We start from the raw sequence: 12953 nt of genomic DNA, 5'->3' as shown, positions 1-12953 counted from the left end.
GATCGCTCCTCCCGGCGCATCCAGCGCCATCGCGACCAGTCCGGCTTGCCCGCAGGCAAGACCTTCGCCACCTTCGATTTCGACGCCGCCCCCGGCATCCGCAAACCGCACCTCTTGTCCCTCGCCGCCGGTGACGACTGGATCGAGAACGGCGGCAACCTGCTGCTGTTCGGCCAGAGCGGGACCGGCAAGACGCACGCAGTTGCCGCCATTGGCCATGCCCTCATCGACACGGGGCGGCGCGTCCTGTTCTGCTCCACCACCGACATGGTCCAGAAGCTCCAGTCCGCGCGCCGCGACCTCAGCCTGCCCGCCATGCTCGACAAGCTCGACAAGTTCGATCTCATCGTGCTCGACGATCTGTCCTACGTCCGCAAGGACCAGGTCGAGACCAGCGCCTTGTTCGAGCTCATCGCCCACCGCTACGAACGCCACTCGCTCGCCATTACCGCCAACCAGCCATTTTCGGCATGGGACAACGTCTTCCCTGATCCCGCCATGACTGTCGCCGCGATCGACCGCCTCGTGCACCACTCGACCATCATCGAGATGAACGGCGAAAGCTACCGCAAGCGTTCCGCCGTCGCCCGCATCAACGCCGACGATTACGACCCGCCCAATGGCGCCCCCGACCGGCCATCATAATTGTCGCTGGCTTCGCGCTCGGGAGCACCCTTGCTGGGGCAACGGGTAATTGTCGCCAGCGGCAATTACATGCCAACCATCCCATGCGCTTCAAACCCTCGCTTCCGGCCAGCGCCAGCGACAATTACCCAGCGTCGTAATTGTCGCTCGACGGTTGCTCCTCGCAACAGCAAATGGTAGCCAGAATTCACCAACCGGCGCGGCCACCTATCGGCCATCATAATTGACGCCGACCGGACTCCGTAATCGTCGCGCTACAGATTGTCGATCACTGCACCTACGCCTGGAATCAGCTCGTCGATCGGCCGTGGAAGATCATGTCCATCGGTCTCCGAGACTGGGCACACGGGTTCTGATCAATGAATCTTGGTATAATCTACCGGCGAGGACCTTGGCGCAGCTTCAAAGCAGTTGAATATGCCACACTTGAATGGTCGATTTGTCCAACCATCGCTCACTGCTGGAGCCCATCGGCAACATCCCGCCTGCCAAAGGCGAAGATAAATATTATGTTGCCGCGGACAACATCGATATGTCCAGCGTGACTCACAACCTTATGCCTCCGGCAGACCCTGCGCAATCAGGCTGGCCGACGAGGCGATGTTTGCAGGCATATTCAAAATATGATTGATCCTCGCGCTATCCGAACTTTCCTTGCGGTTGTCCGCAGCAATTCGATCAGCGGTGGGGCGCGATCGCTCAATATCTCGCAGCCGTCGGTTTCCAACGCGATCGCGCAGCTGGAACAGGCGCTGGGGGTGTCGCTCTTCGAGCGGTCGCGTAGCGGCATTCTGCTGACGGCGGAGGGGGAGGCGTTGCTACGCCGGGCAGAGTCAATCGACAGCCTATTGCGAGACGCTGAGGCAGAGGTGAAGCTGGCGAGCACGGGTGTGTTGGGGCCGTTGCGCGTCGGCGGCACGCCTGGCGCGCTGGTCAGTCTGCTGCCCGATGCAGTGCGATCGTTGGAGGCGCGGATCGGTCGATTTACCCTGCATGTAGTGGAACGGCCGGATCATGATCTGGCGGCAATGCTGCACCGGGGCGAGATCGAACTCGCCTTTGTCACCACCGGCATCGAGCAGCCACCAGAGGGTATAGAGGAACGCACATTTTCGCGCGATCCCTTTGCCCTTATCGTCGGGCGGCAGAACGATCATCTTCCGGCCAGGATATCGCTCAAGACAATGATGGCAACGCGCTGGGTTCTGCCCGAAGCGCGCGGCGCTTTCCGACGTCAGATCGATGCGCTGTTCATGGCGGCTGACATTCCAGTGCCGCAGGACATTATCCGGTGCGACTCCCTGCTTACGACCAAGGCGATCGTCCGTGGCAGCCAGCGCGTCACAATATTGCCGATGCAGGTCGCCTCGGCGGAACTGTCGATCGGCGTGCTGCGCGCGATCACGATTGAGGAAGCGGAATTTTCTCGCAGTATCGGCGTGCGCCGATTGGCGGCTGGCAGACTTTCACGCCTGGCGGCCGAGATGTTGGAAACGCTGATCCATAGCTCCAGCCTATGATGTAGGAAAAAATCATTATTTTTGTTCCTGATCAAAGTTGCCCATAGAGAGCGCAACAAGATTGGAATGCAGGAGAGACGGCATGCGACGGTTTATTCGCAATGTTCGCATATTTGACGGGCAAGGCACCGCGCCATTTGCCGGAGCCGTCCTGATCGAGCAGGATCGCATCGCCGCCGTGTTGCGTGATGAAGCGATGATCGCCGCCACGCCAGAAGATCAGGTGATCGACGGGCAAGGCGGCACGCTGATGCCGGGTATGGTGGATTCCCACACGCATTTGACCTGGGGCAGCTCGGTCGAGAAAATCTATCACCAGTTCATCCTGCCCGCCGACGAGTTGAAGGTTGCGGCATGGCGCAACGCGCGTGTATTGCTGGACCATGGGTTCACGAGCGCCTATTCGGCCGGCGCGCTGGGCGATAATATCGAACCGGAACTGGCCCGCGCCATCGCGGCGGGCGAAACGCCCGGCCCGCGCCTTGTCCCCTCCACGCTGGAACGCAGTCCGGAAGGCGAAGAGGGTGTCGAGACTGGCGATGTATTCAATGGCCGTGGTGCGCAGTCGATGCGGGATTTCGTCGCCTATTGCGCGGACCAGGGTGTCCAGTCGCTTAAGCTGGTAATTTCGGGTGAAGATGCGTTGAAACCCGGTTCGTCGGGGGACATCCTCTACACCGACGAAGAAATGAAGGCAGCGGGCGACGCCGCGAGAGACGCAGGCCTGTGGATTGCCACCCATGCTTATTCACCCCGCGCCATCCAACTTGCGCTCGAAGCAGGTGCGCGCATCCTCTATCATTGCTCTTTTGCCGACGACGCGGCGATCGACGCGATGGTCGCGCACAAGGACCAGATTTTCTACGCGCCCGGTCCCGGTGTTTCCGTCGCCGCGCTGGAAGCGACCCCGCCGCCGCACATCAATATGGCGTCGATGAAGGCGAGTGCGGCTGAGCGGTTGGAACTGGAAGCCAGGCTGGTGCCCGAACTTAAGCGGCGTGGTGTGCGCGTGCTGATCGGCGGTGATTATGGTTTTCCGTTCAACCCCAATGGCCGCAACGCCCGCGATCTGGAGCATTTCGTGACCCGCTTCGGCTTCACCCCGGCCGAGGCGCTGAGCGCCGCGACGATGCTGGGCGGTCAGTTGATGGGACTGGATGTTGGGCAAGTGAAGGCCGGCTATCTCGCCGACCTGCTGCTGATCGATGGCGATCCGACGCAGGATGTGGCGATCGTGCAGGATGCCAGCCGTATCAAAATGATCATGCAGGGCGGTAAAATGCACAAAGCGCCCGCGACCAAGCCGGTAACGGCCTGATACCGCTACAAGAAAGACAATCATGTTTGATGTTGCGATTATCGGCTGCGGGCCGGTAGGGGCCTTTGCGGCCAATTTACTGGGCAAGAGCGGCCTGTCGGTCCTGGTGATCGAGAAGGAAGCCAACCCCTATCCGCTGCCCCGTGCGGTGCATCTGGACCATGAGATGATGCGCCTGTTTCAGTCGGCGGGCGTGATAGACGCTGTGGCAGGCGACATGTGCGATACCGAAGGGCATCTCCACGTTGGCGCAGACCATGGCGTCATCAAATATATGGGCACGGTCGGCCGGGCGCGGCCGTTCAGCTGGTCCAACGACTATTTCTTCTACCAGCCCGAACTGGAGCAGCATCTGCGTGATGCGCTGGCGGCCCACGCCACGGTCGAACTGCGGCTAGGCGTAGGGTTCGAGGGACTCGAGCAGGACGCTGATGGCGTGACGCTGCAACTGTCGGGTGGCGATACAGCAAAGGCGCGCTATGTCATCGCCTGCGATGGATCGCGCAGCGCGGTGCGCAAGGCTCTGGATGTTCGCCTCGACGATCTGGATTTCGAAGAGCCCTGGCTGGTAGTGGACGCCGAAGTCGACGGCCCGGTCCGCTTCCCCGACCTGTGGGGCGTGCCCGAAGCGGCCGATCTGCAAAAGCTGTCAGTGATGATGTGCGACCCCAAGCGGCCGGCGACCATCGTGCCGGGGCGCGGCAATCATCGCCGCTGGGAATTCATGCTGCTGCCCGGCGAAAATGACCAGGCGATGATGGAACCGCATAATGTCGCTGCCCTTGTGGCACCCTACCTCTCCGGGGTGCCGCACCGGATCGTGCGCGCGGCGACCTATCGCTTTCATGGCCTGATCGCCGAGCGGTGGCGGCAGGGCGGCGTCTTTCTGGCGGGTGATGCCGCGCACCAGACGCCGCCCTTTTTTGGGCAGGGCATGTGTCATGGCCTGCGTGACGTGGCTAATCTGGCGTGGAAGCTGGCGGCGGTGGTGAAGGGCGATGCGCCCGATGCGCTGCTCGACACCTATCAGCCCGAACGCGACCCGCATGTACGCGCGGTGATCTCCGCCGCCGTCGGTGCCGGGCGTTATATCTGCGTGCTGGACCCACAGGCCGCCGCCGCCCGTGACGCGGAGATGCGCGAAGCGGCCAAAGTGACGCAGCAAGGCACCGCCGCCGACCTGATACCCCCCATTTCGACCGGCATCTTGGCGCTAGACACGGCAGGATCGGGCGAACGTTTCATTCAGCCGCGTGTGGGTAACCTGTTGCTGGACGATGTTACGGGCGGAGGCTGGCGGCTGTTCGCGCGGCACGCCGAGGCAGCACCTGAAGATGTGACTGTTGTGGCGCTCGATACGCTGGACGATGGCGGTGCGATCGCTGCCTGGCTCGATGCGCGCGGGGCCGATGCGCTGCTGCTGCGTCCCGACCATTATGTTTTCGGCACGGGTGAACCCGCGGACCTGATCGCGCTGCGCGACGCGCTGATCGCCGGAGCCGTTTCTCAGGAGATTGCAGCATGACCCTTACCCTTGCTCAGGCACAGACGATTATCGACACCGCCCTTGCGCAATCGCGCGGTGACAATGCGCCTGCGCTGGCCGTCGTCGTGCTGGATGCGGGCGCGCACCCGGTCGCCTTCGCGCGGCAGGATGGCGCGAGCCTGTTCCGCTTCGACATTGCCAGGGCCAAGGCGACGGGCGCGTTAGGCATGGGCGCTGACACGCGCGTCATTGCCGGGCGCGCTGCGAATAACCCGGCTTTCTTTCAGAGCGTGGTGGCCGTTACCGGCGGTCAACTGGCTCTGTCACCCGGCGGCGTCCTGATCCGTGAGTTGGAAGGCGCGGTGATTGGCGCCGTCGGGATCAGCGGCGACACCGGCGATTGCGACGAAGCCTGCGCCATTGCGGGCATATTGGCAGCCGGTCTGACCCATGGAGACGCCAAATGAAGTTGCGCAGCATCGAATTGTCGCTGCCCGGCGCGGCAGAGGCGGCGACGTTCCTGACCGACATCTGGGGCATGGCTCCAGCGTCAGTCGAAGGGGCCACGCATTATCTGCGCGGATCAGGCAGTTTCCCCTATCTGATCGCGCTGGCGGAATCGGTGGACTGCTATGTTCGCTCGACCACCTTCGTCTGCACCGCCGACCGGCTGGAGCAACTCAAGGCGTCGGTCAGCGCTGCGGGTCTGAACGCAGCGTCCGTCGTCTCGCACGATCCGGGCGGCGGTTATGGCATCATCGTCGAACTGGCCGAGGGCGAATTGCTGCGCTTTCTGGTCGATGCGCAGGAAGTCGCGCCGATCGAAGGCGCTGACCTGCCGGTCAAGCTGACGCATGTGGTGTTCAACAGCATCGACGCGGAAAGGACCGGCCATCTGGTCGAGGATGCGCTGGGCTTCCGCGTGTCGGACCGGACAAAGGGTATGGTGTTCGTGCGCTGCAATGACTCGCATCATTCGACAGCCTTCGCCCGTGCGGGTATTTCGAGCCTCAACCATATCGCGTTCGAGATGGAAGATCTGGACGCGGTGATGCGCGGCATCGGCCGCCTGCGCGATCAGGATATGGCCCCGGCATGGGGGCCGGGTCGCCATGGTCCGGGGGCAAATGTGTTTGCCTATTTCATCGCCCCCTTCGGTCCGGTGATCGAATTTTCGACGGCCGTGAACAAGGTGCCCGACGATTATCCGGTGGGCGCGCCCGAAGACTGGACCTGGCCTGCCAGGCGGATCGACCAGTGGGGCATTTCGACCAAGGATTTCGACGGCCTGCGCGCCGCCGAGGAGAAGTTCCGCCATCGCCGCGACTGGGAACCGCAGTCGCTGGACGTTCTGACTGAGGAAAATATCTAATGCGTTATGTCAGCTTCCGCCGTCCCGACGGCACCGCCAGCTTCGGCCGCATCGACGGCGAAACCATCGTCGAACTGGCAGGCGAGGCCGTGCCGAGCCTGAAGGCCGCACTGACCGATGGCAGCCTTGCGACGCTGGCCGATGGCGCGACCTTCGCCGTTGCCGATGTCGTGCCTCTGCCGGTCATTCCCGATCCTGCGAAGATATTGTGCGTCGGCCTCAACTATGCCGAGCATGTCAAGGAAACCGGTCGCGAGCAGAAGGCCCATCCCGCCATCTTCGTGCGCTATGCCGACAGTCTGGTTGCTGACGGCCAGCCGATGGTGAAGCCGACCGTGACCGAGCGTTTCGATTATGAAGGCGAACTCGCCGTCGTGATCGGCAAGCCTTGCCACAAGATCACCGCTGCCGACGCCATGGCCTACGTTGCGGGCTACAGCGCATTCAACGACGGTTCCGCGCGCGATTGGCAGCGCCACAATATCCAGTTCACGCCGGGCAAGACCTTCCCCGGTACCGGAGGATTTGGTCCTGCGCTGGTGACGGCGGATGAGATTGACGACCTGGGCGCGCTCCGCGTGCAGACGCGGCTCAATGGCGAACTGGTGCAGGATCAGGCGATTGCCGACATGATCTGGGATATTCCCACGGTTATCGAATATATCAGCGCTTTCACGCCGCTCGCCCCCGGCGATGTAATCGCCACCGGCACGCCCGGAGGCGTCGGCGATAAGCGCACCCCGCCATTGTACATGAACGCCGGCGACAAGGTGGAAGTGTCGATCGGCACCATCGGCACGCTGACGAACCGGATCATCGACGAAGCATAATCAACCAATAAACGACCCAATGATAAGAAGGGGAGGAGTTACCATGCGTAAGTTCAACATCACCATCGCGGCACTCGCCAGCGCGAGCGCCATCGCGCTGACCGCGCCGGCCATAGCGCAGGATGCCGCGCCGCAGGCGGCGGCAGAAGATGCCAATTCCGACATCATCGTCACCGCTCAGCGGCGGCAGGAAAAGGTAACGGAAGTGCCCATTTCCATCACCGTCGCCAGCCAGGCGCAGTTGGAACGGCAGCAGGTCAACAACCTCAACGACCTGAACCGTATTGCCCCCGCATTGGAAATTCAGTCTGCTCCGGCCCAGAATACTGGCGGTGGCGGTTCCATTCGTGGCATCGGCACGCAAAGCTTTTCACCCGGTGCGGTCGCGTCGGTCGGCGTCGTGGTCGATCAGGTGAGCCAGGGCAACGCCAACATCTCCGATCTGTTCGATGTGTCGCGCATCGAAGTGTTGAAGGGGCCGCAAGGCACGTTGTTTGGCCTGACCACCTCGGCCGGCGTCATCAACGTGCCGGTCAGCACCACCAGCGCGCTGCGCGTGTCGGGTATGGCCAACTTGCGTCAGGGCGTGAACCGCAATGCGACAACGGGCGACTGGAACGACGTTAACCGCTACGCCGTGCGTGGCCGCTATCTGTGGAACGTCACCGATGATTTGACTTTCAACCTGCTGGGTGACTGGTCGAAGGGTTCTGCCGAAAATGGCGGCGACTTCTTCACCTTCCTGTCGAACACCCCGGCCAACACTGCATTGCTCAATAGCTGCGGGATTACGCCTGGCGAGGGGAATCAGGATTTCTGCATCGGCAATGGACTTCGCAGCCGGAACGAGAGCTGGGGTGGATCCGCGCAGCTGGAATATGATGCTGGACCGCTGACACTGACGTCCATTACCGCGTATCGCAAGTCGGAGACCAGCACAGCCACTGGGGGCAGCATCTACCGTGCCGACCCCTTGGCATCGACACTGCGCAGCGGGCCTACGGCAAGCAATATCCGCTTGTTTACGCAGGAATTCCGCGCGTCATCCCCCAGTAATTCGATGTTTGAATATACCGTGGGCGCTTTTTATTCGAACCAGAAGACGGTGCAGCAGCCTGAGCGCTTCACCATTTCGGTCCGTTTGCCCAATGGTGTCGTGATCCGTCCGGTGGATTCGCCTGGCGCGCTCAACGAAATCACCGATGAATCGCTGGCTGTGTTCGGCCAGGGGACGTTGCACGCGACGGACAGCCTGCGGGTGATCTTGGGCGGTCGCTATACGGGCGGTCGCCTGTCGCTGGATCGCACCGATGCGGGCAACGGGGCCAAGAGCTTCCAAATCCTGAATGTCGATCGCGTATCGTGGCGCACAGGCCTGCAATATGACGTCGCCCCGTCGTTGATGGCTTATGCAACCGCGTCGCGCGGATTCAAGGGCGGTCAGATCGCGGTGCCGACCGCGCCGTTGCTGCCCTACGTCGTGCAGCCCGAAGTGCCGATGTCCTATGAAGGCGGCGTAAAGGCGACCCTGTTTGGCGGCGCGGTGCTGGACTTCAGCCTGTTCTACAGCAAGATCAAGAACTTCCAGGCGCAGGAATGTATCGTCAATCCCATCACGGCTCAGCTGGTTTGCGCACAAACCAACATTGACGGGGTCAAGACGCGGGGTGCGGAAATCAATCTGTTCGGTCGCATTTCGGACCGTCTGTCGTTGAACACCGGCTTCATTTATACCAAGGCGACCTATCCGGGCGGTTTCATCGGTAATGATGGCTCGAATATCGGCGGCAAGCAGCTTGCCTATTCGCCGCGCTACAAATTCACCCTGTCGGGCGAATATGAGCAGCCACTGACGTCCGGCCTTAACGGCTTCCTGGCAGCGGACACGATCTGGAAATCACGCATCCGCTACCAGAATACGTCGCGCACCGAAGAAACCTTCCGCCCGCACTGGACGGTCGGCGGACGTGTGGGCGTGCGTAGCGAAGATGAACGCTATTCGGCGGGCCTGTTCGTGCGCAATCTGTTCAACGTCAACGAACCTTCTCTGCTGCAAAGCAATTTCGGTTCGGGCCTCGGCGTGATCTACGGACCGCAGTCCTTCCGTCAGGTTGGCCTGCAACTCGACGCAAAGTTCTGATGCAAAGGGGGGCATGGCGACGCATTGGACGTCGGCATGCCCTGTTCGTTTGAACCGGTGCGGCTAGGATAGAGCGTATGAGCGACATCAGACATGCAATAGCAGCCATGCGGACAGGCCTTGGCCCTGAAGTCTTGGTGCAATGCCGCGCGCTGTTCGACGCTGAACAGTCCGCCCTTCAGGCGGCTGTTCCGGTCACGCAGGGCGACATCGCCTATGGTCCGCACGAGCGGCACCGGCTGGATATCTACGCGCCGGTGGACATCATCGGCCCCGCGCCGGTATTGGTCTTTGTTCACGGTGGAGGGTTCCTGAAAGGCAATAAGGGCGGAGCCGATGCCTGGCCCAACGCCAATGTCGGGCGGATGGCGGCGCAGGCGGGGTTTGCCGGCGTGGTCATCAACTACCGCCTAGCCCCCGACCATATGTGGCCCGCAGGCGCACAGGATGTTGCGGCAGTGGTAGCCTGGCTGAAAGCCAATGCTGCGCAGCATGGCGGCGATCCGGACCGGATCGTGCTGGCGGGAACATCCGCCGGGGCGGTGCATGTCGCGGGCTATCTGAAGCTGATGGGGGACGCGGACATTTGCGGCGCGGTGCTGCTGTCGGGCCTCTATGGCTATACCCCGCTGGATCAGCGCGATCTGGCTTATTATGGCGACGCGGCGCTCTATGCCGACCGGATGCCAATGGACGCAGTAGCCGCGACGACGCTGCCGCTGCTGATCGCCTGCGCGCAATATGACCCGCCACGCTTTCAGGCGGAGTTCGTCGGGCTGATGCAGGATCGTCTGGCGCGGCACGGCGCGTTGCCGCGCGCGGTGATCATGACCGGGCATAATCATTACACGATGCCGATGCACCTTGGCACCGCCGACCGGCGGCTGGCCGACGAGATATGCGCCTTCGTGCGCGACATAAGCAATGGAATAGGGGAGATGATGTGATGCTTGATCGCAGGACGATGCTGGCGGCCGGAATGGCCGCGGCAGGCACATTGGCCGCGCCAGCGATTGCCGCGCGCAAGGCAGCGGCCAATCCGGCCTTCCCCAAGGATTTTCTATGGGGCGTAGCCACCGCGCCGCATCAGATTGAGGGCAATAATGTCGCCAGCGACCTCTGGTTTCTGGAAAATCAGCAGCCCACCATTTTCGCTGAACCCTCGCGCGACGCCTGCAACAGCTTCGCGCTGTGGGAAACTGACCTCGACATCGTCAAGAGTCTGAGCCTTACCTGCTATCGCTTTGGCATCGAATGGGCGCGGATCGAGCCGGAAAAGGGCTTGTTCAGCCAGGCGATGCTGGACCATTACAAGGCACTGATCGAGGGTTGCCGCGCGCGCGGGCTGGCCCCAGTGGTGACGATGAGCCACTTCACCGCGCCACGCTGGTTCAGTGCGCAGGGTGGCTGGACCAACCCGGAAAGCGCGGAATTGTTTGCGCGCTATTGCGACCGGGCGATGCGGGTGCTGGGCGCGGGCATCCATAGCGTCATCACCTTCAATGAACCCAATATCCTCTTGCTGCTGAAACCCATGTTGCCGCCGCAGGTGTGGGACATCCAGAAATTGACGCTGGAAACGGCGGCCAAGCGGTTGGGTGTGCCGAAATTCGTATCCGCCAATGTCGCCGGGGTGGAGGATCTGCCCGCGTTGCAAAAGGGGATGCTCGTCGCGCACAAGGCTGGCAAGGCCGCGATCAAGGCGGTGCGCCCGGACCTACCCGTCGGTTTTTCGCTGGCAATGATGGACGATCAGGCCGTGGGCAAGAACAGCATCCGCGACGCGATGCGGCAGGAACTCTATGGCGCATGGCTCGAAGTCGCCAAGACCGACGATTTCCTGGGCGTGCAAAATTATGAGCGCGCGCTGTGGACGGACAAGGATCGGCTGCCCGCCCCCAAGGGGTCGGTGGTCAACTGGGGCGGCACCGAAGTCTGGGCGCCGTCACTGGCGGGTGCCGTGCGCTATGCCCATCAGGCGACCGGGGCGCCGATCCTGGTATCCGAACATGGCGTCGGCACGACCGACGACAGCGTGCGTCAGGCCTTCATTCCAGCCGCACTCGCCGACCTGAAAAAAGTGATGGACGATGGCGTCCCGGTGCAGGGCTATTGCCACTGGTCGCTGCTCGACAATTTCGAATGGATTTTCGGTTATAAACCCAAATTCGGCCTGCACAGCGTCGATCCGGTGACGTTCGCACGGACGGCCAAGCCGAGCGCGGCGGTCTATGGCGCGATCGCGCGTCGCAACGCCCTGTAAGCGCGCATGATGGCAACTGCCAAGCTCTCGATCCGGCGCGAGGCAGGCGTTAGTTTCGCGATCAATGCGGCGCTGAGCCTTGCTTTCTTTCTGGCTGTGTTCGGCATAGCGGTTCGTCCGCTAGGATGGGCCGCGCCCGACGCACTGGGGCTGGACTTCATACCGCAAAGCATCGCGGTGTCGCTCATGAGCGCGCTGGTCCCCGCATTGATCGCGCGCAGGCGATTGTCGCTGGCGGTGCCGGTCCGGGCGATCGTGTTGCGGGCGTTCGGTTGTGCGCTGGCTGGCGGTGCCTTGGGCGCCGGGCTTGCCCTCGCGACGACGCAGGCGGACCTTCCCGCCATAGAATGGGGTGCGGCGCTGGGCCTGAAGCTACTATATGGCGGATCGCTCGGCGCGTCGATAACAAGCATGATATTACAGAGGATGACCCGATGAAATCGCTTTCCCTGGCTGTGGTGCTGGCCATCGCAACCCCTGCCGTGGCGCAGCCCGACATCAAGATGACCAGCGTGCCAGCGCCCGACCAGAGCGCGGCGATCCCGCTCTATCCTGACCAGCCGACGGTCAAGGCGGGACAGGATGAGCAATGGTCGCGGATGCAGGTGACGATCGGCACCAATGCCATGGACAATGTCATGGTCCGCAACGTCGTGCGCCCGACCATCACCCCCTATCTGCCCGATCCGGCCAAGGCGACCGGCGCAGCGGTCATCGTTGCGCCGGGCGGTGCATTCCTGTCGCTGTCGATGACAGGCGAAGGAAGCGACGTTGCACGCTGGCTGGCCGATCATGGGGTCGCTGCTTTCGTCCTCAAATATCGGCTCAATGAAACGCCCCGCGATGACCGGGCGTTTCTGGCCATGATGGGCGCGCGTTTCGCTGACGCGGCCAAGCCCGGCGCGGTCCGCACGATCGAAGAACCGCGCGCGACGCAGGATGCGCTTAAGGCGCTGATGATCGTGCGCAGCCGCGCAACGACCTATGGCATTGATCCGGCCCGCACCGGGATGATCGGCTTTTCGGCGGGGGCGATGACGACGCTGAACGCCACGTTGGAGGGTAAGGGCGATCAGCGGCCCGCCTTCATCGGCTATATCTACGGCCCGATGACAGATGTCGCCGTGCCCGCCGACGCGCCACCGATGTTCAGCGCCATCGCCATGGACGATGGCCTGTTCAAACGGCAGGGCTTTGCCATCGTCGAAGCATGGCGCGAGGCGGGCAGCTCGGTCGAACTCCATGCCTATGAGCGGGGCGATCATGGCTTTGGCGCGGGCAAGCCCGGCACCACCACCATGGGCCTGATGCCGCAATTTTATGCCTGGATGGAGGCACGCGGCCTCCTGTTCAAGCGCCCCTGACTGCAAGGATTGTGC

12 protein-coding genes and 1 pseudogene are annotated in these 12953 nt (G+C 62.4%); all 13 read left to right on the top strand.

The window, feature by feature from the left end:
• A partial coding sequence (gene istB / locus SxD43FB_RS12495) for an IS21-like element helper ATPase IstB (RefSeq protein ID WP_096062456.1) occupies positions 1-645 on the top strand: 645 nt, incomplete at its 5' end.
• A gap of 371 nt (positions 646-1016) precedes the next feature.
• Positions 1017-1276 (top strand): annotated as a pseudogene (locus SxD43FB_RS25905) (hypothetical protein); the annotation flags it as partial.
• A complete protein-coding gene (locus SxD43FB_RS12485; RefSeq protein WP_096062455.1) occupies positions 1269-2165 on the top strand; it encodes a LysR family transcriptional regulator in 897 nt (298 codons plus the stop codon). The pseudogene SxD43FB_RS25905 and the gene SxD43FB_RS12485, both read left to right, overlap by 8 nt.
• Positions 2166-2247: 82 nt before the next feature.
• Positions 2248-3483, top strand: a complete 1236-nt coding sequence (locus SxD43FB_RS12480) for an amidohydrolase family protein (protein ID WP_096062454.1) — start codon at positions 2248-2250, stop codon at positions 3481-3483.
• Between the two features lie 22 nt (positions 3484-3505).
• Entirely contained in the window at positions 3506-5008 is a 1503-nt protein-coding gene (locus tag SxD43FB_RS12475; protein ID WP_096062453.1) for a bifunctional 3-(3-hydroxy-phenyl)propionate/3-hydroxycinnamic acid hydroxylase, read from the top strand.
• The gene (locus tag SxD43FB_RS12470; RefSeq protein ID WP_096062452.1) at positions 5005-5436 is read left to right on the top strand and encodes a heme-binding protein; all 432 of its coding nucleotides are present in this window, start codon (positions 5005-5007) and stop codon (positions 5434-5436) included. The genes SxD43FB_RS12475 and SxD43FB_RS12470 overlap by 4 nt, the downstream gene beginning before the upstream one ends.
• The gene (locus SxD43FB_RS12465; RefSeq protein ID WP_096062451.1) at positions 5433-6341 is read left to right on the top strand and encodes a VOC family protein; all 909 of its coding nucleotides are present in this window, start codon (positions 5433-5435) and stop codon (positions 6339-6341) included. Before SxD43FB_RS12470 ends, SxD43FB_RS12465 begins: the two co-directional genes overlap by 4 nt.
• Positions 6341-7171 carry a fumarylacetoacetate hydrolase family protein gene (locus SxD43FB_RS12460; RefSeq protein ID WP_096062450.1) on the top strand — a complete coding sequence of 277 codons (831 nt, stop codon included), beginning with the start codon at positions 6341-6343 and terminating at the stop codon, positions 7169-7171. The genes SxD43FB_RS12465 and SxD43FB_RS12460 overlap by 1 nt, the downstream gene beginning before the upstream one ends.
• Positions 7172-7214: 43 nt before the next feature.
• Positions 7215-9311 (top strand): TonB-dependent receptor, encoded by a 2097-nt coding sequence (locus SxD43FB_RS12455; RefSeq protein WP_096062449.1) that lies wholly within the window; start codon positions 7215-7217, stop codon positions 9309-9311.
• A 77-nt stretch (positions 9312-9388) separates the two neighbouring features.
• Entirely contained in the window at positions 9389-10258 is an 870-nt protein-coding gene (locus SxD43FB_RS12450; protein ID WP_096062448.1) for an alpha/beta hydrolase, read from the top strand.
• Positions 10258-11574: a family 1 glycosylhydrolase gene (locus SxD43FB_RS12445; protein ID WP_096062447.1), complete on the top strand. Its 1317-nt coding sequence runs from the start codon at positions 10258-10260 to the stop codon at positions 11572-11574. The genes SxD43FB_RS12450 and SxD43FB_RS12445 overlap by 1 nt, the downstream gene beginning before the upstream one ends.
• A 6-nt stretch (positions 11575-11580) precedes the next feature.
• Positions 11581-12012 carry a hypothetical protein gene (locus SxD43FB_RS12440; protein ID WP_255245710.1) on the top strand — a complete coding sequence of 144 codons (432 nt, stop codon included), beginning with the start codon at positions 11581-11583 and terminating at the stop codon, positions 12010-12012.
• A complete protein-coding gene (locus tag SxD43FB_RS12435; RefSeq protein WP_096062446.1) occupies positions 12009-12938 on the top strand; it encodes an alpha/beta hydrolase in 930 nt (309 codons plus the stop codon). The genes SxD43FB_RS12440 and SxD43FB_RS12435 overlap by 4 nt, the downstream gene beginning before the upstream one ends.
• Positions 12939-12953 lie beyond the last annotated feature (15 nt).

This window comes from Sphingobium sp. D43FB, assembly GCF_002312805.1.
Taxonomy (GTDB): Bacteria; Pseudomonadota; Alphaproteobacteria; order Sphingomonadales; family Sphingomonadaceae; genus Sphingobium.
This window is presented reverse-complemented; position numbering and strand designations above follow the sequence as displayed.

Excerpts from the sequence above, each read along its gene's own strand:
- SxD43FB_RS12485 (WP_096062455.1), top strand. The coding sequence starts at position 1,269 with ATGATTGATCCTCGCGCTATCCGAACTTTCCTTGCGGTTGTCCGCAGC.
- SxD43FB_RS12480 (WP_096062454.1), top strand. The coding sequence starts at position 2,248 with ATGCGACGGTTTATTCGCAATGTTCGCATATTTGACGGGCAAGGCACC.
- SxD43FB_RS12475 (WP_096062453.1), top strand. The coding sequence starts at position 3,506 with ATGTTTGATGTTGCGATTATCGGCTGCGGGCCGGTAGGGGCCTTTGCG.
- SxD43FB_RS12470 (WP_096062452.1), top strand. The coding sequence starts at position 5,005 with ATGACCCTTACCCTTGCTCAGGCACAGACGATTATCGACACCGCCCTT.
- SxD43FB_RS12465 (WP_096062451.1), top strand. The coding sequence starts at position 5,433 with ATGAAGTTGCGCAGCATCGAATTGTCGCTGCCCGGCGCGGCAGAGGCG.
- SxD43FB_RS12460 (WP_096062450.1), top strand. The coding sequence starts at position 6,341 with ATGCGTTATGTCAGCTTCCGCCGTCCCGACGGCACCGCCAGCTTCGGC.
- SxD43FB_RS12455 (WP_096062449.1), top strand. The coding sequence starts at position 7,215 with ATGCGTAAGTTCAACATCACCATCGCGGCACTCGCCAGCGCGAGCGCC.
- SxD43FB_RS12450 (WP_096062448.1), top strand. The coding sequence starts at position 9,389 with ATGAGCGACATCAGACATGCAATAGCAGCCATGCGGACAGGCCTTGGC.
- SxD43FB_RS12445 (WP_096062447.1), top strand. The coding sequence starts at position 10,258 with ATGCTTGATCGCAGGACGATGCTGGCGGCCGGAATGGCCGCGGCAGGC.
- SxD43FB_RS12440 (WP_255245710.1), top strand. The coding sequence starts at position 11,581 with ATGATGGCAACTGCCAAGCTCTCGATCCGGCGCGAGGCAGGCGTTAGT.
- SxD43FB_RS12435 (WP_096062446.1), top strand. The coding sequence starts at position 12,009 with ATGAAATCGCTTTCCCTGGCTGTGGTGCTGGCCATCGCAACCCCTGCC.